Annotated in this window: 18 protein-coding genes; 9 read left to right on the forward strand and 9 right to left on the reverse strand. The window is 60.3% G+C overall.

The features are described 5' to 3' along the window. Positions 1–127: 127 nt before the first annotated feature. A complete protein-coding gene (locus AB4Z35_RS15145; protein WP_442097872.1) occupies positions 128–2,041 on the reverse strand; it encodes a sigma-54-dependent Fis family transcriptional regulator in 1,914 nt (637 codons plus the stop codon). Between the two features lie 432 nt (positions 2,042–2,473). Here AB4Z35_RS15145 and exaC point away from each other — a divergent pair, with 432 nt between their 5' ends. The 9 genes from exaC to AB4Z35_RS15190 all read left to right on the forward strand — a co-directional run bounded on the left by exaC (position 2,474) and on the right by AB4Z35_RS15190 (position 11,836). Further along, positions 2,474–3,994, forward strand: a complete 1,521-nt coding sequence (gene exaC / locus AB4Z35_RS15150) for an acetaldehyde dehydrogenase ExaC (RefSeq protein WP_116263865.1) — start codon at positions 2,474–2,476, stop codon at positions 3,992–3,994. A 272-nt stretch (positions 3,995–4,266) separates the two neighbouring features. Continuing rightward, positions 4,267–5,640, forward strand: coding sequence for an ethanolamine permease (gene eat / locus AB4Z35_RS15155; protein ID WP_007990576.1), 1,374 nt, complete (start codon positions 4,267–4,269; stop codon positions 5,638–5,640). Between the two features lie 110 nt (positions 5,641–5,750). Then, a complete protein-coding gene (locus AB4Z35_RS15160; protein WP_442097875.1) occupies positions 5,751–7,115 on the forward strand; it encodes an ethanolamine ammonia-lyase subunit EutB in 1,365 nt (454 codons plus the stop codon). Then, positions 7,112–7,945, forward strand: coding sequence for an ethanolamine ammonia-lyase subunit EutC (gene eutC, locus AB4Z35_RS15165; RefSeq protein ID WP_442097877.1), 834 nt, complete (start codon positions 7,112–7,114; stop codon positions 7,943–7,945). The genes AB4Z35_RS15160 and eutC overlap by 4 nt, the downstream gene beginning before the upstream one ends. A 114-nt stretch (positions 7,946–8,059) precedes the next feature. Further along, positions 8,060–8,521: a GNAT family N-acetyltransferase gene (locus AB4Z35_RS15170; protein WP_007990572.1), complete on the forward strand. Its 462-nt coding sequence runs from the start codon at positions 8,060–8,062 to the stop codon at positions 8,519–8,521. Positions 8,522–8,745: 224 nt separating this feature from the next. Then, complete coding sequence (locus tag AB4Z35_RS15175) at positions 8,746–9,402, forward strand: DedA family protein (protein WP_442097879.1); 657 nt, start codon at positions 8,746–8,748, stop codon at positions 9,400–9,402. Between the two features lie 4 nt (positions 9,403–9,406). After that, on the forward strand, positions 9,407–10,219 hold the full coding sequence (locus AB4Z35_RS15180; RefSeq protein ID WP_442097881.1) for a zinc-dependent peptidase: 813 nt from the start codon (positions 9,407–9,409) through the stop codon (positions 10,217–10,219). A gap of 113 nt (positions 10,220–10,332) precedes the next feature. Continuing rightward, positions 10,333–10,860 carry an inorganic diphosphatase gene (ppa, locus tag AB4Z35_RS15185; protein WP_007894323.1) on the forward strand — a complete coding sequence of 176 codons (528 nt, stop codon included), beginning with the start codon at positions 10,333–10,335 and terminating at the stop codon, positions 10,858–10,860. A gap of 229 nt (positions 10,861–11,089) precedes the next feature. Further along, a complete protein-coding gene (locus AB4Z35_RS15190) occupies positions 11,090–11,836 on the forward strand; it encodes a LexA family transcriptional regulator (RefSeq protein ID WP_007994174.1) in 747 nt (248 codons plus the stop codon). 534 nt (positions 11,837–12,370) lie between these two features. On the opposite strand, the gene AB4Z35_RS15195 is transcribed toward AB4Z35_RS15190, so the two are convergent. The 8 genes from AB4Z35_RS15195 to AB4Z35_RS15230 form a co-directional block, all read right to left on the reverse strand. Next, complete coding sequence (locus tag AB4Z35_RS15195; RefSeq protein ID WP_442097882.1) at positions 12,371–13,135, reverse strand: ABC transporter ATP-binding protein; 765 nt, start codon at positions 13,133–13,135, stop codon at positions 12,371–12,373. 16 nt (positions 13,136–13,151) lie between these two features. Continuing rightward, positions 13,152–13,862 (reverse strand): ABC transporter permease, encoded by a 711-nt coding sequence (locus AB4Z35_RS15200; RefSeq protein WP_007994172.1) that lies wholly within the window; start codon positions 13,860–13,862, stop codon positions 13,152–13,154. Then, positions 13,859–14,587 carry an ABC transporter permease gene (locus tag AB4Z35_RS15205; RefSeq protein ID WP_007994171.1) on the reverse strand — a complete coding sequence of 243 codons (729 nt, stop codon included), beginning with the start codon at positions 14,585–14,587 and terminating at the stop codon, positions 13,859–13,861. The genes AB4Z35_RS15200 and AB4Z35_RS15205 overlap by 4 nt, the downstream gene beginning before the upstream one ends. Before the next feature lie 55 nt (positions 14,588–14,642). Continuing rightward, positions 14,643–15,425: a transporter substrate-binding domain-containing protein gene (locus tag AB4Z35_RS15210; protein WP_007994170.1), complete on the reverse strand. Its 783-nt coding sequence runs from the start codon at positions 15,423–15,425 to the stop codon at positions 14,643–14,645. A 323-nt stretch (positions 15,426–15,748) separates the two neighbouring features. Further along, positions 15,749–16,561 (reverse strand): YfaP family protein, encoded by an 813-nt coding sequence (locus AB4Z35_RS15215; protein WP_442097885.1) that lies wholly within the window; start codon positions 16,559–16,561, stop codon positions 15,749–15,751. Between the two features lie 3 nt (positions 16,562–16,564). Beyond that, on the reverse strand, positions 16,565–18,169 hold the full coding sequence (locus AB4Z35_RS15220; protein WP_442097887.1) for a DUF2300 domain-containing protein: 1,605 nt from the start codon (positions 18,167–18,169) through the stop codon (positions 16,565–16,567). Between the two features lie 16 nt (positions 18,170–18,185). Continuing rightward, positions 18,186–22,745 (reverse strand): alpha-2-macroglobulin family protein, encoded by a 4,560-nt coding sequence (locus AB4Z35_RS15225; RefSeq protein ID WP_442097889.1) that lies wholly within the window; start codon positions 22,743–22,745, stop codon positions 18,186–18,188. Further along, on the reverse strand, positions 22,742–22,937 hold a 196-nt coding region (locus AB4Z35_RS15230), incomplete at its 5' end, for a DUF1175 family protein (RefSeq protein WP_442097890.1). The genes AB4Z35_RS15230 and AB4Z35_RS15225, both read right to left, overlap by 4 nt.

Here is a 22,937-nt window from a genome sequence, read left to right on the forward strand (position 1 = left end):
GACGCCTTCGTCGGATCGCCGCGCGGAGCAAGCCCGCTCCCACATTGGTTTTATAGTGAACACAAATTTGTGAACACCTCCGAGCAAATGCGGGAGCGGGCTTGCTCGCGAATGGCCGCGACACGGTTTACCGGGCGATACCGTGTTTACGCAGCTTCCGATAGAGGGTATTGCGACTGACCCCAAGCTGCTCCGCCGTATGCGTCATATGCCAGCGTGTCTGCTCCAGTGTCGTGAGCAACGCCAGCCGCTCGGCATCTTCCAGCGGATGCTCCGACACCTCTTCAATCGCCGACACCACCGGACGCGCCTGTCGAATCATCGTCGGCAAATCTTCCAGACCGATCCGTCCGTCTTCACACAGTGCTGCCAACGTACGCAGCACATTGCGCAACTGCCGTACGTTGCCTGGCCAGGCAAAGCCCAGCAGAGCCTCTCGCGCCGGCCCGTCGATCAACACGGTTTCTCCGCCCGCCTCCTCGGCCAGCAAAAAATCGAGCAACCGGGATTTGTCACTGCGCTCACGCAAGGCCGGCAATGCAACTTCCAGCCCGTTGAGCCGGTAATACAAATCCTCGCGGAAGCTGCCGTCCTGCACGCGATCCAGCAAATTGCGGTGAGTGGCACTGATGATCCGCACATTCACCGATTCCGGCTCGCCACCGATCGGCACCACTTGCCGGTCTTCCAGTACTCTCAGCAACCGCGTTTGCAGGGCCAGTGGCATGTCACCGATTTCATCGAGGAACAATGTCCCGCCGTCGGCCTGTTGCAACTTGCCGCGCATGCCTTCCTTGCGCGCACCGGTAAAGCTGCCGCCGCGATAACCAAACAGCTCGCTTTCAATCAGGCTTTCGGGAATGGCCGCGCAGTTGAGGGCGACGAAGGCTTTTTCCGCCCGCTGGCTGGCGTGGTGCACCGCTTTCGCGAAGGCCTCCTTGCCGGACCCGGTTTCGCCGTTGATCAGCAGCGGCACGTCGCGCTCGTAGACGCGCAAGGCCTTGCGGAAGTCCGCCTGCAACGCCGCATCGTCCAGGCAAATGCCCGACAGGCGCGGTGCTTGTGCAACCATGGGAGCAGGCACCGTCGGAGTCGGCAGCGGCCGCCGCGCCTCACCGCGCAATACCGCGAACAGCTTGCGACCATCACGGGTGCGCAACGGCCAACTGGCCGCGGCATTGAGGCTCGCGCGCCCCAACAACTCATCGAGCGAGCAATCGAAAAACGCCTCCACCGGTTTACCCAGCAAGCCGCCGCGAATGTGTCCCAGCAGGTTCAGCGCACTCTGATTGACCGCGCAAATGCGCCCCTCTCCATCGAACGCCAGCAACCCTTCGCTGAACAAGCCAACGGACTCGGCCTGCAAGTGAAAACGCAGCAGCCATTGGTTGTCGAAGCAGCGCAGGAAGTAGCAGCTCTCGATCATCTTCGCCGACAGATTGACCAGCGCCATGGTATGGAACTGACTCTGCCGCGACACATCACGCCGCGCCGACGACACGTCGAGCACCGCCAGCAATTCGCCATGGGGATCGAAGACCGGGCTCGCCGAGCAGGTCAGGCCGGTGTGGCGGCCGCGAAAGTGTTCGTCCTGATGGATGGTCAGCGACTGACGCTCCACCAGGCAGGTGCCGATGCCGTTGGTGCCTTCGCAGGCCTCGCTCCAGTCGGCGCCGAGCCAGAGCCCGGCACGTTCGAAAATCTGTCGCTCGGCGGGCGCGGTGACGCAGTTGAGGATCACGCCGCGGGCGTCGGTCAGCAAGACCGCATGGCCGGCGCCGGAGAGTTGCTGGTGCAGGCTGGTCATTTCATTGCCGGCGATGTGCAGCACTTGCTGCAAGCGTTCGCGGCTTTCGAGGACACGGCCATGTTCCAGCACCGTCGGCGCGATGCTCAGGGCCGGATCGAGGTGATAGTCCTCAAGGCAACGCAGCCAGGAACGGGCGATGGACGGATCGCTGCCGGGGCCGTGCAGGTGGGTCTTGCCCTGGGTCACGGTCAATACTTGCTGGGCATGGCGACTCAAATGATTGTCGTGCATTTCTTATTATTCTCCCAGAAAGATCTGGCTCGCCTCCGTGTAGCAGCTGCCGCAGGCTGCGTTCGGGCGCGGAGCGGTCGTAAAACCTGTGTCCCGGATTTCATTGCCGAACCGAGGCGAGTGCTTCGCCCTCGAACACAGCCTTCGTCAGCTGCTACATGTGCATTGCGTTATGTGATGCCGAGCATCCTCCAGCCTGACCCGCATTGCAATGCCGGCAAGACCGCTCGGTCACACACCGTGCCAAAAACGGTACAAAGTGTCACGAGGGCTGTACCGAAAGCGTCACAAGCTAACCCCGTTTGTCCGACAAAAACTACGCAAGGCCTTGATTTGCCTGACATGCAAGGCACTGGCCCGGCCCTTGCTCTACGCTTAAAGCAAGCGCACATGCGCGACTCCCTATAAGCACAAAAGCAAGGAGAAACCACCATGCGTTACGCTCACCCCGGTACTGAAGGCGCTATCGTTTCGTTCAAGAGCAAATACGGTAACTACATCGGCGGCGAGTTCGTCGCGCCTGTCAAAGGTCAGTACTTCACCAATACCTCGCCAGTGAATGGCCAACCAATTGCCGAATTCCCCCGTTCCACGGCCGAAGACATCGACAAGGCCCTGGACGCCGCCCACGCCGCTGCCGATGCGTGGGGCGCCACCTCCGCCCAGGCGCGCTCGCTGGTGCTGCTGAAAATCGCCGACCGCATCGAGCAGAACCTGGAAACCCTGGCGATCACCGAATCCTGGGACAACGGCAAGGCCGTGCGCGAAACCCTCAACGCCGACATCCCGCTGGCTGCCGACCACTTCCGCTACTTCGCCGGTTGCCTGCGCGCCCAGGAAGGCAGCGCTGCCGAAATCGACGGCAACACCGTGGCCTATCACATCCATGAACCGCTGGGTGTGGTCGGGCAGATCATCCCGTGGAACTTCCCGATCCTGATGGCCGCCTGGAAGCTCGCCCCGGCTCTGGCTGCGGGTAACTGTGTGGTGCTCAAGCCTGCCGAACAAACCCCGCTGGGCATCACCGTGCTGGTCGAACTGATCGGCGACCTGCTGCCACCGGGCGTACTGAACATCGTGCAAGGCTTCGGCAAAGAAGCCGGCGAAGCGCTGGCCACCAGCAAGCGCATCGCCAAGATTGCCTTCACCGGCTCGACCCCGGTCGGCTCGCACATCATGAAATGCGCGGCCGAAAACATCATTCCGTCCACCGTGGAGCTGGGTGGCAAATCGCCAAATATCTTCTTCGAAGACATCATGAAGGCCGAACCGTCTTTCATCGAGAAAGCCGCCGAAGGCCTGGTGCTGGCGTTCTTCAACCAGGGCGAAGTCTGCACCTGCCCTTCCCGCGCCCTGGTGCAGGAGTCGATCTACGACGAATTCATGCAGGTGGTGATGAAGAAAGTCCTGCAGATCAAACGAGGCGACCCGCTGGACACCGACACCATGGTCGGCGCCCAGGCGTCCGAACAGCAATTCGACAAAATCCTTTCGTACCTGGAAATCGCCAAGGGCGAAGGCGCCGAACTGCTGACCGGCGGCAAGGTGGAAAAACTCGAGGGCAACCTGGCGAGCGGGTATTACATCCAGCCGACCCTGCTCAAGGGCACCAACAAAATGCGTGTGTTCCAGGAAGAAATCTTCGGTCCGGTGGTGAGCATCACCACCTTCAAGGACGAAGCCGAAGCCCTGGCCATCGCCAACGACACCGAGTTCGGCCTGGGTGCCGGCCTCTGGACCCGCGACATCAACCGCGCCTACCGCATGGGCCGCGCCATCAAGGCCGGTCGTGTGTGGACCAACTGCTACCACCTGTACCCGGCGCATGCCGCGTTCGGTGGTTACAAGAAGTCCGGCGTCGGCCGTGAAACCCACAAGATGATGCTCGACCACTATCAGCAGACCAAAAACCTGCTGGTGAGTTACGACATCAATCCGCTGGGCTTCTTCTAAAAACCGGGGCGACACAGGTGTTTCTGTGTCGCCCTTCAAGCAGCCATCGCGAGCAGGCTCGCTCCCACAGTGGATCCGGGCTGGCTCCTCAATAGTGAATTCACCCCATAACCCTGTGGGAGCGAGCCTGCTCGCGATGGCGTCTTAAATGACACAACACAAAAGCCTGGCCGCTCTGGCACGGGCCTTGCGTACCCGTCATTCAGGAATTGCACCCAAACCGTCGTACCCGAAAGTCCAAAAGATCGAACAATAAAAAATAGAGAGGACTTATGACTACTTCTTCCACACAGCTCAAACCCACACTCGGTACCCTGCATTTATGGGGGATTGCTGTCGGCCTGGTGATTTCCGGCGAGTATTTCGGCTGGAGTTACGGCTGGGGCACCGCAGGCACACTGGGATTTCTCGTCACCGCGTTGATGGTGGCGACGATGTACACCTGTTTCATCTTCAGTTTCACCGAACTGACGACTGCGATTCCCCACGCTGGCGGGCCATTTGCCTATAGCCGCCGGGCCTTTGGTGAAAAAGGCGGGTTGATCGCCGGCATCGCCACCCTGATCGAATTCGTCTTTGCGCCACCGGCCATCGCCATGGCGATCGGCGCCTACCTCAACGTGCAATACCCGGAACTGGACCCGAAGATCGCCGCCGTTGGCGCCTATTTCGTGTTCATGGGTCTGAACATCCTCGGCGTCAGCATCGCTGCCACCTTTGAGTTGGTGGTCACTGTGCTGGCCGTCGCTGAACTGCTGGTGTTCATGGGCGTGGTCGCGCCGGGCTTCAGTTTCAGCAACTTTGTGCTCAACGGCTGGTCAGGTGCCAATGAGTTCACGATGGGCTCGATTCCTGGCATTTTCGCCGCCATTCCCTTCGCGATCTGGTTCTTTCTCGCCATCGAAGGCGCAGCCATGGCCGCCGAAGAAGCCAAGGACCCGAAACGCACCATCCCCAAGGCCTACGTCAGCGGCATTCTGACCCTGGTGTTCCTGGCCATCGGCGTGATGGTAATGGCGGGCGGCGTCGGCGACTGGCGTCAACTGTCGAACATCAACGATCCATTGCCCCAGGCGATGAAAGCCGTGGTCGGCAACAATTCGACCTGGATGCACATGCTGGTATGGATCGGTTTGTTCGGCCTGGTGGCGAGTTTCCACGGGATCATTCTTGGCTATTCACGGCAGTTCTTCGCCCTGGCTCGCGCCGGTTACCTGCCCAAAGGGCTGGCCAAACTCTCGCGCTTCCAGACGCCGCACCGGGCGATTCTGGCCGGCGGTGTGATCGGCATTGCGGCGATCTACAGCGATGGCCTGGTCAACCTGCAAGGCATGACCCTGACGGCGGCAATGATCACCATGTCGGTATTCGGCGCCATCGTGATGTACATCATCAGTATGCTGAGCCTGTTCAAGCTGCGTAAAACCGAACCCAACCTGGAACGCACCTTCCGCGCCCCGGGTTATCCGATCGTGCCGGGGATCGCGCTGTTTCTGGCAGTGGTGTGCCTGGTGGCGATGGCGTGGTTCAACACCTTGATCGGCCTGATTTTCCTCGGTTTCATGGCTGCCGGTTACCTGTATTTCCAGCTGACCGCCAGGCAACGTTCCGAGGCACCGGCAGACGCTATGCTCGAAGGTATATGAAATGCACCGGTGCCGGGCCCACTGCCCGGCACCTGCATTATTGAAGTGCACACAATTCCCATGTGGGAGCGGGCTTGCTCGCGAAGGCGTCGTGTCAGTCGACATCCATTTTGAATGACACACCGTATTCGCGCAAGGAAGTGATGGCCAAGGCCAGCCCGGCGCGCTCCGGGGATTTTCTGGCCGGCGTTGCGGCCCTTAACGATGGCGAGCGCGTGGCCGCTCAAATGGCCCTGGCCGACACCCCGCTCACCCACTTCCTGCAGGAAGTGTTGATTCCCTATGAGTCCGATGAAGTCACCCGACTGATCATCGACACCCACGACAAACAAGCCTTCGCGGTCGTCAGTCACCTCACCGTCGGCGGTTTTCGCGACTGGCTGCTCAGCGATGCCGCCGACGAACAGGTCCTGCGCGCCCTCGCCCCCGGCCTCACCCCGGAAATGGTTGCCGCCGTTTCGAAGATCATGCGCGTGCAGGATCTGGTGCTGGTGGCGCAGAAAATCCGCGTGGTCACGAAGTTTCGCGGCACCCTGGGGCTGCGCGGTCGACTGTCCACACGCCTGCAACCGAATCACCCCACCGACGAACCGGCCGGCATTGCCGCGAGCATTCTCGACGGCCTGCTGCACGGCAATGGTGATGCAATGATCGGCATCAACCCGGCCACCGACAGCATCGCCTCGATCTGCGCCATGCTGGAAATGCTCGACGCAATCATCCAGCGCTACGAGATCCCGACCCAGGCATGCGTGCTGACCCACGTCACCACTTCTATTGAAGCGGTAAATCGCGGCGTGCCGCTGGATCTGGTCTTCCAGTCGATTGCCGGCACCGAGGCGGCCAACGCCAGTTTCGGCATCAACCTCAACCTATTGCAGGAAGGTTACGATGCAGGATTGAGCCTCAATCGCGGCACACTCGGGCAAAACCTGATGTATTTCGAAACCGGCCAGGGCAGCGCGCTGTCGGCCAACGCCCATCACGGCGTCGATCAACAAAGCTGCGAAACCCGCGCCTACGCCGTGGCACGACATTTCAAACCGTTTCTGGTCAACACTGTCGTCGGTTTCATTGGCCCGGAATACCTGTACAACGGCAAACAGATCATCCGCGCCGGCCTCGAAGACCACTTCTGCGGCAAGCTTTTGGGCGTGCCCATGGGCTGCGACATCTGCTACACCAACCACGCCGAAGCCGACCAGGACGACATGGACACCCTGCTGACCCTGCTGGGCGTGGCCGGGATCAACTTCATCATGGGTATCCCGGGCTCCGACGACATCATGCTCAACTACCAGACCACTTCGTTTCACGACGCGCTCTATGCCCGCCAGACCCTGGGCCTGAAGCCTGCACCGGAGTTCGAACAATGGCTGGCGAAAATGGGCATATTCACTCAAGCGGACGGCAGGATTCTCTTCGGCGACAGCCTGCCACCGGCCTTTCGGCAGGCCTTGGCGCAATTGGGATGAGCAATGACATGGATAAACTACCCTTCGATCCTCACAACCCTTGGCTGGAACTGCGGCGTCTGACGCCAGCGCGGATTGCCTTGGGCCGAACCGGCACCAGCATTCCCACCCACGCACAACTGGACTTCCAGTACGCCCACGCTCAGGCGCGGGATGCAGTGCATCTGCCATTCGATCATGCAGCACTCAGCTCGCAATTGGCCGAACGCGGACGCGAAAGCCTGTTGCTGCACAGCGCGGCAACGGATCGCAACATGTACCTGCAACGCCCCGACCTGGGGCGAAAACTCAGTGATGCATCCGCGCAGACCCTGCGTGATTACGCGGCGGCCCATCCGGGTGGCGTGGATCTGGTGATTGTGGTCGCCGACGGCCTGTCGGCACTGGCCGTCCATCGCCACACCCTGCCGTTTCTGGCGCGCTTCGAAGAGCAAATGGCAGACGACTGGACCATCGCGCCCGTCATACTCGTGGAACAGGGCCGAGTGGCGGTCGCCGATGAGATCGGTGAGTTGCTTGGCGCAAAAATGACCGTGATCCTCATCGGCGAACGCCCTGGCCTCAGCTCCCCGGACAGCCTGGGTTTATATTTCACCTACAATCCAAAGGTCGGCCTGACGGACGCGTGGCGCAATTGCATCTCCAATGTCCGGCTCGAAGGGCTGAGCTACGGCATGGCGGCACACCGTTTGCTGTATTTGATGCGCGAAGCCTGCCGGCGGCAGTTGTCAGGGGTCAATCTGAAGGACGAGGCGCAGGTTCAGACACTGGAGTCAGACGCAGGAACTGACATGAAAGGTAATTTCCTGCTCGGCCCGCCGAATGCCTGAACCGCTTGCGCATTGCACACTCGTACCAGTTTCAGGCAGGATCGTTGCGCGGCCGCCAAGGGTTTCCCATTGCCGTCAGAGACGTAAGACAGCCACTTGAAGACGAGACCTACCATGCGGATTATTCAAGCGACCCTCGAACACCTGGACCTGCTGACCCCATTGTTCGTCAAATATCGCGAGTTTTATGGTTCCCTGCCGTATCCGGACTCGTCCCGGGCGTTCCTCGAGAAACGTCTGCGTCGCAAGGAATCGGTGATCTACCTGGCGCTGTCAGATGACGACAGCAACAAACTGATGGGCTTCTGCCAGTTGTACCCAAGCTTTTCCTCGCTTTCGCTCAAACGTGTGTGGATCCTCAACGATATTTATGTCGCCGAAGACGCCCGCCGTCAGTTGGTGGCCGATAACCTGATCCGCACCGCAAAAAAAATGGCCAAGGAAACCAATGCCGTGCGCATGCGTGTTTCCACCAGCAGCAACAACGAAGTCGCGCAGAAAACCTACGAGTCCATCGGATTCAAGGAAGACACCGAGTTCAAGAACTATGTGCTGCCGATCAGCGACGAACTCTGAATCGCCTGCACCTATGGGAGCGAGCAGGCTCGCTCCCATAGGTTCGGTATCAAGCCATCGGTCAGTCATGACATCCCTCGCTACAATCTCGACGCGATTTTCACCTCTCGCCTCGTATAATCCCGATCTTCCCGGCTTGTAAGAAAAACTACCCCTATACGTAGTCTTACGCGAAGTCATCCGCACAGGCCTGCTGAGTCGGGCCATTACCACAGGTGCTTTCCATGGATTTCAACCCGATCGACATTGTCCTGCATCTCGACGTCTACCTCGACATGCTTGTAACCAACTACGGGGCATGGATCTACGCCATTCTGTTTATGGTGATCTTCTGTGAAACCGGCCTGGTGGTTATGCCCTTCCTGCCGGGCGACTCCCTGTTGTTCATCGCCGGGGCCGTGGCGGCCGGTGGCGGCATGGACCCGGTACTGCTCGGCGGTCTGCTGATGCTGGCGGCGATTCTGGGTGATAGCACCAACTACATCATTGGACGAACGGTGGGTGAAAAACTGTTCAGCAATCCGGACTCGAAGATCTTCCGTCGTGACTACCTGCAACAAACCCACGATTTCTACGACAAGCATGGCGGCAAAACCGTGACCCTGGCGCGCTTCCTGCCAATCATCCGCACCTTTGCACCATTCGTCGCCGGTGTGGGGAAAATGCCGTATCCACGCTTCTTTGCCTTCAGTGTCTTCGGCACTGTCCTGTGGGTCGGCGGTCTGGTGACACTCGGCTATTTCTTCGGCAACGTGCCATTCATCAAGAGGAACCTGTCGCTACTGGTAGTCGGCATCATCCTGTTGTCGCTGCTGCCGATGATCATTGGCATCGTGCGTAACCGCCTGGCGGGTTCGAGCTCCAAAGCCGAATCGCGCTGACACGATGTGGTCCCTGAGCGCCTGGCGTCGCCGGCGCACCCTGGCAAAGCACCCGATTGCCGATGACATGTGGCAACGGGTGCGTCATCACCTGAGCTTTCTCGATGGCATCAGTGCCGCCGAAGACCAATGGCTGCGCGAAGCCTGCGTGTTGTTCCTCGAAGACAAGCACCTGAGCGCCCTGCCCGGCGTCGAACTGCATCAGGAGCAACGCTTGCTGCTCGCAGCCCAGGCGCAACTGCCGCTACTGCACCTCGGCGACCTGAACTGGTATCAGGGCTTCCACGAAATCATTCTCTACCCCGACGACTTCCTCAGCCCCCAGCGCCATCGCGATGCCAGCGGCGTCGAACACGAATGGGACGGTGAACACAGCGGTGAGGCCTGGCAGCAAGGCCCGATCATCCTCGCCTGGCCCGGCGTAATGGCCAGCGGTGGCTGGGAAGGCTACAACCTGGTGATTCACGAACTGGCGCACAAACTCGACATGCTCAACGGTGACGCCAACGGCCTGCCGCCGCTGCACCCTGACATGCGGGTCAGCGAATGGGCCAGTGTCATGCAAGCGGCCTACGAAGACCTCAACCGGCAACTGGACCACAATCCCGATGCCGAAACCGCCATCGACCCATATGCCGCGGAAAATCCCGGCGAATTCTTCGCCGTCACCAGCGAATACTTCTTCAGCGCCCCGGATTTGCTGCACGAGGCTTATCCACAGGTGTACCAGCAGTTGAAGCTGTTCTATCGCCAGGACCCGCTGGCGAGGTTGAAGCAACTTCAGGCGCACGACCCTGTCTATCAGGCACACCAGTGAGCGCCATACGACTTCTGGTACATGGCGTCGACCCAGGAATATGCCTATAATCGCCGCCACTTTTTGGCCAATCCGGCCAAGTTTTTTTGGTCAACTAACGGGGGCAACGCCCAATGAGCTACAGCAAGATTCCGGCTGGCAAAGACCTGCCGAACGACATCTACGTCGCGATCGAGATTCCGGCCAACCACGCGCCGATCAAATACGAAATCGACAAAGACAGCGATTGCCTGTTCGTTGACCGTTTCATGGCCACCCCAATGTTCTACCCGGCCAACTACGGTTACATCCCGAACACCCTGGCTGACGACGGTGATCCCCTCGAYGTGCTGGTCGTAACCCCTTACCCGGTTGCTCCAGGTTCGGTGATCCGCGCGCGTCCGGTCGGCATCCTGAACATGACCGACGACGGCGGCGGCGATGCCAAAGTCATCGCAGTCCCACACGACAAGCTGTCCCAGCTGTACGTCGACGTGAAGGAATACACCGATTTGCCAGCGCTGCTGATTCAGCAGATCGAGCACTTCTTCGCGAACTACAAAGATCTCGAAAAAGGCAAATGGGTGAAGATCGAAGGCTGGGCCGGCGCAGACGCCGCCCGCGACGCGATCACCAAGTCGGTTGCTGCCTATAAAGGTTAAGAGCAGTCGCAAGCTTCAAGCGACAAGCTGCAAGAAAAACCCCGGTTGATCCGGGGTTTTTTGTTGGTGCTTGATTCGTACGCCAAACACAGTGTTTAACCAGGCTCGATCTCGGTTTTTTCTTGTTTAAAATTCCCCAAGAGCGTCTTACATCCAGTCGTAAATTTCCCGCGAAATTTGAACGAGGCGTTTATTCAAACCCTTGTTAGCCGTCAGTAGACTCGTGTTCATGAAAAAGAACACTAGCGGCCCACGCTTCAAAGCGCTCCTCGAAGCAGCGAGCATCACGACCACCGGATTTGCCGAATTTCTGGATACGGCTCCGCAAAATGTACATAACTGGTACACCCGCGGTGTGCCCGCCCATTGCATGGAAGAAGTCGCCAGAAAACTCTCCGTCAGCAGCGACTGGCTGAAAACCGGCGAAGGCTCTAAAGACGCCCAACACCTGCGCCTGCTCGACGAATCCGGCAACACCTTCGATGCCCAGACCATACGCGGTGTCTATACGGTCATCGAGCCTGTCGACGTCGAACTGCCTTTGTACAAAGAAGCTGTCATCGCCCCGGGCTCCAACAAAACCCACGTCATAGAAGACCCCGGGCAATCCATCCGCCTGCCCCGCAACCACCTTGATTCTCTGGAAATCAACCACGCCGACGCCATCTGTGCCGTCATGAGCGGTAATAGCATGGGCGAGAAAATTGAAGACGGTTCGACCCTGGCGATTGACCGTGGCCTGACCCAGATTATCGATGGCGAGATCTACGCCATCGAACATGACGGCATGCTACGCATCAAGTACCTGCACCGCCTACCGGGCAACTCCCTGCGACTGCGCAGCCACAACCGCGCCGAGTACCCGGATGAAATCTTCAGGGCCGCACAAATCGAAGAGCAGAACATCAGGGTGCTGGGCTGGGTGTTCTGGTGGTCTACCCTGAACAAACGGCGGCCGGCGGTGCCATTTCTTTAAGCGCTCCTGAACCTCCATCGGCCACCCACCCGGGTGGCCTAACGGCTCTGCATGGCACTTCCCGCTGGGAATTTCCGTCAAACCTGCGTATGCTGCGCCCCACATTTGCGCATCGACCCGCCCCGCGGCTCAGATGCGCTGACCTGACAGATGACTTTCTCACCAGGTCCCACAGCCGGACGCAAGATCCGGGTGTACGTTTTGAAGGCTGGCGCGGTTTACCAAAAATGATCCAAGCCAGTCCCCGAGAAGCCGGCCACAAGCCGGCTTTTTAATTGTCCAAAATAATCCTGTCCCATCCAAGAATCCTCCCGACAGCCTGGCTATTCCGGGCGCTTCAGGCATTCCCCCTGTCCGATGGTGCTCAACGCCATTTGTAAGGGGCCGGCGAACGCACCTTCCGAGCCCAGCCGATGAGGGCAAGTAAGCCGGCATGACCGGATTTGATCTTGAGGTGGTGGAGTGTGGGCGTTTTGAGAGTTGAGCCAGCGCCTTCGAGCGACCCTGCGGCCGGGTTGCTCGAAGGCGCTCTGGTTACTTCAGGTTGCCGCTGAGGAACTGCTGCAGGCGTTCGCTTTTGGGGTTGCCCAATACGTCCTCGGGGGCGCCCTGCTCTTCGACCCGCCCCTGGTGCAGGAACAGCACCTGGTTCGACACTTTGCGCGCAAAGCTCATTTCGTGGGTCACCATGATCATGGTGCGGCCTTCTTCGGCCAGGCCCTGGATCACCTTGAGCACTTCGCCCACCAGTTCCGGGTCCAGGGCCGAAGTCGGCTCGTCGAACAGCATGATCTCCGGCTCCATGCTCAAGGCACGGGCAATGGCGACCCGCTGTTGCTGACCACCCGAGAGGAACGCCGGGTATTGGTCGGCCACCCGCGACGGCAGGCCCACCTTGTCCAGGTAACGCCGGGCGCGCTCCTCTGCATCCTTCTTGCTGACGCCCAGCACCCGGCGTGGGGCCATGGTGATGTTTTCCAGCACCGTCATGTGGCTCCACAGGTTGAAGTGCTGGAACACCATCGCCAGACGAGTACGGATGCGTTGCAGTTCATTGGCGTCGGCCACACGCATGCCGTGGCGGTCATGAACCATTTTAATCGGCTGGTTGTCCAGGCTCATGGCGCCGTCGTTGGGCGTTTCCAGGAAGTTGATGCAACGCAAAAAGGTGCTCTTGCCCGAACCACTGGCGCCGATCAGGCTGATGACGTCGCCGGTCTTGGCGCTTAGCGAAACGCCCTTGAGGACTTCATGGTTGCCGTAGCTTTTGTGCAGGTTTTCAACGGTCAGTTTGTACATGAACAAGCATCCTGAATTAGTGAGCCGGGCCGAGGAAAGACAACCAGCGGCGTTCAGCCAGGCGGAACAGGCCGACCAGAGAGAAAGTGACTGCCAGGTAGATCAACGCGGCGATGCCGAAGGACTGGAAGGTCAGGAAGGTCGCCGAGTTGGCGTCCCGTGCGACTTTCAGGATGTCCGGGATGGTCGCGGTGAAGGCCACGGTGGTCGAGTGCAGCATCAGAATCACTTCGTTGCTGTAGTAAGGCAGCGAACGACGCAGGGCTGACGGCATGATCACGTAGGCATACAGCTTCCAGCCGGTCAGGCCGTAAGCCTTGGCGGCCTCGACTTCGCCGTGGTTCATGCTGCGAATGGCCCCGGCGAAGATCTCCGTGGTGTAGGCACAGGTGTTCAGGGCGAAGGCCAGGATCGTGCAGTTCATCGCATCGCGAAAGAACGCATCCAGTACTGGCTGAGCGCGCACGGCGGCCAGGCTGTAAATGCCGGTGTAGCAAATCAGCAACTGGATATACAGCGGTGTGCCGCGGAACAGGTAGGTGTAGAACTGCACCGGCCAGCGCACCCAGACATTGGTTGAGACCCGGGCAATCGACAGCGGGATCGACATCACGAAGCCGAAGAAGATCGAGGCGCTGAGCAGCCAGAGGGTCATGGCCAGCCCGGTGATGTGATTGCCGTCCTGGAACAGGAAAGGTTTCCAGTATTCCTGCAGTAGCTCGATCATCGCACGGCCTCCCGGGTGCCTGCGGCGTAGAAGATTTCCATCCGGCGCAAGACGTAGTTCGAAACGGTGGTTATCACCAGATAGATCAGGGCGGCCAGCAGCAGGAAGAAGAACAGCTGATAGGAACTCTTGCCCGCGTCCTGAGCCACCTTGACCAGATCGGCCAGGCCAATGATCGACACCAGCGCGGTGGCCTTGAGAATCACCATCCAGTTGTTGCCGATGCCCGGCAGGGCAAAGCGCATCATTTGCGGGAACACCACTAAGCGAAAGCGCTGGGCTCGGGTCAGGCCGTAGGCGGTAGCCGCTTCCATCTGCCCTCGCGGTACGGCGAGGATGGCGCCGCGGAAGGTTTCAGTGAAATACGCCCCGTAGATGAAGCCCAGGGTAATGACCCCGGCACTGAAGGGGTTGATCTCGATGTATTCCCATTCCATGAAATCGGTGAACGAGGTCAGCCAGGTTTGCAGGCTGTAGAAAATCAGCAGCATCAGCACCAGGTCCGGCACTCCGCGGATCAGCGTGGTGTAGGCCTGCGCAGGGACGCGCAGCAGTGCTGATTTCGAAAGCTTGGCACTGGCGCCGATCAGGCCCAGGCCAACGCTTACCAGCAAGCACAGAAAGGATAATTTGACAGTCATCCACGAGCCTTGCAGCAGCAGCGGGCCGAAGCCCTTGAGGCTGAAGCCTGACAGCCCCAGAATCGTCAACAGGTTTTCTAACATTGGGCAGCCCTACATCAATCCGAAAAGCGCCCATCCGCAAATGGGCGCAGGGTCATTATTTGCCGCTGTAGAGATTCAGATCGCCAAAGTGTTTCTGCTGGACGGCCGCATAGGTGCCATTGTCGTGCAGCGCCTTGATACCTTTGTTCAGCAAGGCCTGGAGTTCGGCGTTGCCTTTGGTCAGCCCCACGGCGGTTTTGGCTGGCAGTAGCGGGCTTTCGACCGGCTCGCCGACCTGGAAGTCGGCGCCTGGTGGCGACTTCAGGAAGCCCAACTCGGCTTGCAGCATGTCCTGGATTGAGGCATCGAGGCGTCCGGAGATCAGGTCAGCGTACACCTGGTCCTGGTTGGCGTAGGCCTGTGTCTCTACGCCGGCCTTGTCCAACACCGCCTTGGCGTAGGCTTCCTGGATGGTGCCTTGCTCGTAGCCGACTTTCTTGCCCTTGAGGGAGGCCGGATCGGTGCCGAAGGCCGCGCCTTTCTTGAATACCAGCGCGGTCGGGCCAGAGAACAGCTCGTTTGAGAAATCGATGACTTTCTCACGCGCTGGCGTGGCGGTCATGGAAGAGATCACGCCGTCGAACTTGTTGGCCTTGAGGCCGGGAATCATGCCGTCGAAGTCACTTTCGACCCATTTGCACTTGACCTTCAGCTCGGCGCAGATCGCGTTGCCCAAGTCGATATCGAAGCCCACCAGGCTGCCATCGGCAGCCTTGGATTCGAACGGCGCATAAGAGGGGTCGACGCCAAAACGCAACTCCTTGTACTCCTTGGCCAGCGCAGAACCGGCAGCCATACACAAAGCCAATGCAGAAATGGTGAGAAATGCTTTTTTCATTGTTTTATTCCCAGGGACCATCGAAAGCGCTTGTGCCGCAAGAGCGCATGTACTGCGTGGCGATATGTCCTATGCACACGCAGATACTTGTACAGACAAGCATATGCAATCACTCGGCCAATTCGCGGATTGGGCGTTCGAGAAAGCGCGTACAGCCCTCTGCGATGGGCTTGGCAGGCAGGTGAGTGCAGAGGTTGGGGTAGCTGCCAGGCTGTTACCGAAGCAGGTTTTTACACCCGGCTGGGGTATGCGGTAACAAAGTGTGAGATCAAGGACGCCGACTCTTCTGGCTAAACCCGTGAGCGACCTCTTGTACCTCAACCTCACGGATAGCTGAACGATTTCACTAACGTCAACTCCCCCACCGCACGCATCGGCACCAGGAACGTTTCCATTTTTTCGCTTGGCGTTCCCTCCTCGGTAATCAGCGTCACCTGCGCTGTGGTCAGCGCTTGCACCGCGTCTTCCTGCCCCTCCTCATCACTGCTGTACCCACCGCCGAAGTAGTTCACATACACCAGATATTGCCCCTTGATTGGCGCGGGCATGGCGAAGATTTCCGGGCCGTAGCCAGTGGTGACGTCGACGTCGAGCGCCGCGCCATTGGGGGCTACGCGGTCGCCGTACCAGATGTGCGCACCGTCGGGGGTAATCAGGTGCAGGTCGAGGTCGGTATTGTCGCTGTCCCAGGACAACAACACGCGTAGTTTGGCCGGGGTCGCACCGCCGCTGCTGTTGAGCAATTGCGTGCGGTGACGTTGTTGGCCATCAGGGCTGCGCACCTCGACACTGTTGCTGCCGTTGGGGAATGAGAACGGGCGATCGAAACGGCCGGCCGGGTCGATTTTCAGCGGCATGCTCACCCCGTTGACGATCAGCCGGCCGGGCTCTGCGGATTTGGCTGTGGCTTTGATCTGGCCACTGATGCGTGCCGTGTTGGCCTGCCCTGTCGGGGTGTTCACCGAGGAGGCCGGGTAGTTGACGGTCTGCCGGAAGTTTTCCCCTTCGCCCTCGGGCGCGCCGGTGCGCCAGCCGCCTGCGGGGGTGTCGAGTTTGACGCTGTCCGCTGCCATCGCCCACGGCAATGCCGTCAGCGAAAGGAGAAACAGCAAGACCTGTGGATAACGGAGTTTCATGGCCTATTCCAGCAAGAGGTGGCGGGCGAGCCCTTCGATGTAGGTTTCATCCTGGCCGTTGGGGTGCGCTTCGAAGGCCAGGTGCAGGTATTCGTGGGTCAGGTCGAGGCGGTCTTGCAGCGTCTGCGCGCCGCGCACGAAGATGCGCTGGCGTTCGCGGTCGACATAGGGGCGGCCGAAGGCCAGGCGGCATACGGCGAAGGTGCTGACTTCGTTGTAGCCGGTTTCGCTTTCAAGTTTCTGGCGCCAGCCGCGCCGTTGTTTCTGCAGCCAAGCCTGCGCGGCGGGCAACGCTTCGCAGGACGCGACCGGGTTGTCCCAACGACTGAGACTGGCGCGTGGGTAGGCGTGCAGCAGGATGGCATCGTAGCGCTGGCCGGCACGGGCCTGTTCGACGGCTTGCTGCCAGGACAGTTTGTCCGGGCCGGGTTGATCGGAATGGTAGGTGACGGAGCTGCCAGCCAGGACGAGGTCGCTGGTCCACGCGGCAATGTCGCGTGATTCGGGCGACGCCGGACGCGGTGCGACCCGCTGACGGCTGCTGCTGTCGTCAATGCTCAGGCAGTCACCGCTATGCGTGGCGTTTTGCAGCAGGTACGTGCGGATGGCCACGACCAGCGCTTTGGCGGCCTCGACCGGCTCGACAGTGGCTTCGCGCTGGAGCACACGGGCGACGTACTCTTCGCGATCCAGTCGCGCGACAAGTTTGTCGTTGAACAGAAACAGTTCGCCGTCGCTGTGGATATCCAGCGCATTTCCATTGGCGAACTCGACGCGGTAGTCACCCTGTAACACCCCGGAGGACACCACACTGCCCTCTGACAGCACGCGCTTGAGTGGATAGCGGGAGAACAGGCCGACCTCTACACATTTCCCGGCATCCACAGGCCATGCAACAGGAATTACCGTAGACAATGCCTGGGTGTAATCACGCAGTACCCGCTGACTGGTGCCCCGTCCTCCGGCCCAGATCGGTGTACCGTCCGCCGCCCAACCAGCGAATCCGCCCTGGCGCGACGCAGCATCCTGATCCGCCAGCCAGCTCCAGGTCTTCACGCGCAAACGGCTACCGAGCGCGCCGACGACGTTGCCATCGGCGGCATTAAGTACAACGTCGAGCAGCACACGCCGGGCCTGATCCTGTGCCGGCAGCACGGCCAACACCTTCAACAGTTCTGCCACCGAAACCCGTGTAGCCGGTTGCAACGACGGTAAATCCAGCAGCCATTGCGGTGCTTGATGCGCCTGCCAATACGCCCGCCAACCTGCATCGCTGATGCCCAGTCGCGCGGGTTCGAAATACAAACCGCATGACTTCACCAACGCCTGATCGCGCTCGATCCTGCCGCCCGCCGTGCAGCAATAAACCTCTTCCTTCGACTGGCCGCGACATTCATAAGCCGGCTCACGTGCGCCGGTATCCACCAGCCAGGCGTAGACGAACAACTTCCACACACTGCCCAGCGGCGTCTGCAACRTCGGCGGCAACGGCTCGCGGGCGATCACCTGCGTCCGGCTCAGCGACAGCAAATCGCCGTTGAAGGCCAGGCGCAGCGGTTCGTCCTGTGCCGTCGCCAGCACAGGAATCAAACACAGCAGCCAACCCATCAGCAGCCTATGCACCTCAGTGAACCGTGACCTGGCCAAGGGCTGCCTTTTGTTCCAGTGCCTGATGCTGCGGCGCATAAACCTGAGTGAAACGCACCGGCGGCAAGTTGAACTGGCCCTTCTGCGAGAAACGCACCAAATGCCGCAGACGCAATTCACCACTCAAGGCATCGACCGGAATGGCGTAGGCCATTTGCCCCGGTTCGAAACGCGCCTTCTCCAGCGCCGTCGGTTCGGTGCCGGCCTTGCCCATGAGCTTGATGCCCCAGGTCGTGCGCTCGACATCGGCGCCGGGGGGCAGCGGCACTTCAAGCATGCCGTAGCGCAGCGGTCTGGCGGCTTTGCTGGTGACGATCACTTCGTCGAGATAGAGGTTGTCGCTGGACAGCGGCGCGTTGCCGACCGCTTCGAGTTTGAAGGTGAAGGCTTCATTCCCCGGCACCAGTCGCGACAGGCGACGGGTGATGGTCACGGCCATCGGATCGACCGCCGGCTGCTGGCTGCGGTAGCTCAACGCAGCGCGCAGCGGCCGCTCTTGCGCGCCGGTCAGCGACAATACCGTCGGCACTGGCGCACTCCCCTGCCACGTCCAATACATCTCACCAGAAACCCCGTACTGTTTCTTCCAGCCTTCACCCGGCGCCAATGCAATGGTGGGCGATGCCTGCTCGATGCTGCGTTGCAGCCAGATCAACGCCAGCGCCCGTTCCAGTGTCGATTGCTGTGGCAGCAAGCGTTGCAGCAAGGCCTGGGCGTGAGCCTGATCGAACGGTTGCAGCGACAGGTTCAGCGCTTCGGCAAACGGCTGGGAACTGACTGCCAGTCGTTGCTGCGCGTCGGCCAGTTGCCGATTGAACACGTCCGGCAAAACGACCTTCGATTGCCTGGCCAGCGATGCCGTCAGCACTCGTGCGGCAGCCAGCCCCAAGGCTGAATCCGGATCGCTCATGACAAGGCTGTCTTCGCCGTCCTCCATCAGGTTTGCGGCCGTGCCCTCGCCTGCTTTCGCCAGGTCTTCCAGCAAGCCACTGAGCAAAGTGTTGACCGGCAACTGCATCTGTTTGGCGAACGACAGGATCAGCGCCCGCTGCAACAGTGGCGTGTTGTTCGCCTGTTTGGCGTAGACCTCCAGCACCCGCTGCCAATGCTCCGGCGGCAGGCTCAGTTCCAGCACCCGGCTGGCGTGCCAGTCGGCGTAATAGGCGTAAGCGGTGAGGAACGCATCCGGCTCGCCGTCCATGCCCCACCAGGTGAAACACGCCGAAGGACCGGCCATTTGCACCAGGCGCAGGCGACTGTTTTGCATGATCAGGCGCAAGCGATCGCGGATCTGCGGATTCGCCGCCAGCGTCGGGTAGGCGATGCTCAACGGCAGCAGGCGACTGGCGGTCTGTTCGACACCGCCGTAGGGGTAGCTCAACAGATCGTCGAGGGCTGAACGGAACAACGCTTGCGGACTGTCGTCCAGACGCAGGCGGATATCGCTGGCGTCTGTCGGCAATGTCAGCGGTGTATCGCCGCTGCTCACATCGAGACTCTGGGATTGCGTCACCAGCCAGCCTTCACCGGTCGCGCTCAGGTGCACCGTCAACGCGTCAGCGGCATTGCCGTCCTGCACCAGCTCGGCATTCCACTCGCCATTCGTCAGTTCAAATGCCGGCAACGGGATGTAGTTGATACCGCTGTTCAGGGTCACGGGCACGCGCTGTTCGTTGCCGGCGTAACGGGTCACCAGTTCAGCCTTGACCGGTTTCTCGGCCTGACTGAAGGCGAACACACCAAGGTCCGGTTTGTCGCCGGCGCGGAATCGGGTCGGGCCGCTCCACTTCAGGTACAGCGGCTTGTCCGAGCGTACGAATTGCTTCTTCTGCCCGACCTGACCGTCATCGGCGATGGCCCTGGCGGTGATGCGCCAGCGGGTCAGGGAGTCGGGCATCTTGAAGGTGAAGCGGGTTTTGCCGTTGGCATCGGTCAGCAATTCAGGTTGCCAGGCAGCCGTGTCGACATCCTCGCGACGCGGCCGCTCCAGCACTTTCACGCCGCGCTCACTGCGATTGGCTTTGCCCGGTGCACCGGGGCTGCCTGGTAAGGCAACGTCATAACTGATGAACGACAAACTGGCGCTGGTGCGCACATTATTGCGCCGCGGGTGATAGAAGAACTGGTCGATGCTCGGCGCGACCTCAGGTTGCAGGGCGTAGACCATTTCATCGACCACGCTGACCGTCAGATGCGCGGGAATCGGCTTGCCGGCGAACCGGGTGGTCAGGTCCACCGAGACGGTTTCACCCGGCTGGTAGGTTTCTTTATCGGTGACGATGGCCACGTCGATCTGTGGCGTGATCACCTTGATGCCGGCGTTCTGGAAACTGTACTGGCCGCCCTTGGTGTACAGCACCGAGAAGGTCAGGTTCGGCGCAAAACCTTCCTTCACCGGGATGYGCGCGCGGTATTGGGTATCGCTGAGCTTTTCTATCTTCAGCCAGTCGCCGCCCCTGGAAAGTAACGCGGTGGTTTCGACCTTGTCGCGCTCCAGAGATAGCAGCGCATCGCTCACTGGTTCCGGGAAAGTGATCAGCGCCAGCGCTTCATCGCCTGGGATGTACTCGGGCTTGTCGAGGACGATTTCCACGGTACCGGGTACGGCTTTGACACCGTCACCGGTGACCGAATGGCCGGTGGCGCCGACCACCCGGCCATGATCATCCTTGAGCGCCAGGTTGTAGGTGCCCGGCCGGTCAAAGGCCAGCGTGAAGCTTTTGTCGGTTGCCGTGAGTTTGCCTTCGCCGGTGCTCTGGTCTTCCAGGCGTACCCAGCCGTAGCTGCCTGGCGTAACGGCGTCGGCCTGCTCGCCTTCGCGGGCGTAGCTGAACGCAACCTTTTCACCCACCGCGCTGAAGCGCCGGGGCGCGCTCAAGCGAAAATTCGCCGCGCCACGGTCGATGAGGATTTCCTTGGTGGTTTTCACGCGATACGCCGCACCGTCGCTGGCGAACACGGTCAGCATGTAGCGACTCGGTTTGTCAGCGGCCGGCAAGTCGAGGGTCGCGCTGCCCTTGGCGTCGGTGGTCAGTTCGGTACTGGTCAGCTCCACCGGAAATTGCCCGAGGTATTGCAGTTCGTTGTCGACCATCGACAGTTGTTGGGCGCGCAGGCTCAGGCTCAATTTCGCATTGGCCACCGGTTTTCCGTCCGGATACAGCAGCACCAGATTGCCCTTGACCGGCTCGCCGGTGCGGTAATCCTGCCTGGCCAGATTGAGTGAAATCTCGAAGTGCGGCTTGATGTATTCGGCGACGCGGAAGGCGCTGCTGTAAGCCTGGTCCTTGTAACTGAAACGCAATTCATAACCACCGGCCACGGCGTTGTCCGGCAACTGGAATCGGCCCTGGGTGCCAGCCTTGGAGTCGAGCTTCAATTCGAGGGATTGCAGCGCCGTACCGGTTGCATCGAGCACAGTCACGTTGACGTCGGCAGCGCTTGGCTGCACCGAGTCCCGGGCATTCTTGAATTCACGCCCGACGATTTTCAGCGACACCCAATCCCCCGGCCGATACAGCGGCCGGTCGGTGAAGGCATAGAGTTTGGTGTCGTAGATTTCGCTGTCGTAGTAGAAGTTTTCCGAGACGAACACCCCGCCCTCTTCGTCCTCGCCGATCACGAACGAACGCTCGGGGCTGACATGTTTCAGGCGCAGCAAACCGTCGCTATCCGTGGCGCCGCTGCTCATTACGCCGAGGCCATCGGTCCACAACACATTGACCTTCGGCACCGGGCTGCCTTCGTGTTTGCGCGCGGCCCACACCAGCAATTCGTCACCGGCAATCTTGTTCACCGCCACGGTGTTGGAGACGAAAACCATGGTGGTCGCTCGGTACTTGCCGATCAGTGCTTCCACCAGATAAAGACCCGGTTTGAGATTGCCCAACGGGATGTACACGTTGCCCGGCGCAACGCTGACGAACTCGCTGGAAGACCCGGCCAGATTCACCCCTGTCGGTGGCTGGATCGGCTTGGCCTGCCACAACGGATAACGGAACTGGCTGACCACCGGCAAACCCGGTATCAGCGCGAATTGCGGCTGCGCATCGTAGGGCGTTGGCGCGGCCATCGCATTGCCCATCTTCAGTTCCGGCACTTCCTCGGTGACTTGTTTACGCGACTCGTAGGAAAACGCCCGCTGCATCACCCGACGGGATTTGCGATACCAGCTGTCCCACAGGTACGCGAGCGTGTTCGACAGGCCTTCACCCTTGAACTGGCCATCGCTGACCACCCGATGCAGGTTCTTCTGGCGCTTGAGGAAATCCAGCGGCTTGTCGATGCGATACACCCGAATGTCGGCGCCGCCGTAGGGCTCCATGCGAAACCGGCGATAGTCGCGACCCGGTGCTTCGAGGCGCACCATCGCCTGTTCATCGCTGGCAAAACAGCTGTCGGCCAACAGGAAAAAACTCTCGCCGGCCACTGGCGCATAGCCGCTGGACGGGACCGAATCTTCGGCGTTAGCCGCCGAGAAAGGCAGCACCAATACCAACATCAGGGACAGAAAACGCAGCATGCGGGCACCGGTCATTGGGAGAGAAAACTCAGTCGATAGACGCCGATGAAGTTGGGGTTGGCTGCGTCGGGTATCCATCGGGTGTCCTTCCATGTCATGAGTTGCTGCAGGCTTGCCGAACGCATGCCGTTGTCGGTGGGTGTGGTGGTGCCGGTGTGATAGGCAATGTAGCGGCCCATCCAGATCATCAGGTGTTGGTCGTCGCCC

The sequence above is a fragment of the Pseudomonas sp. KB_15 genome, assembly GCF_052114525.1.
In the GTDB taxonomy this organism is placed as follows: Bacteria; Pseudomonadota; Gammaproteobacteria; order Pseudomonadales; family Pseudomonadaceae; genus Aquipseudomonas.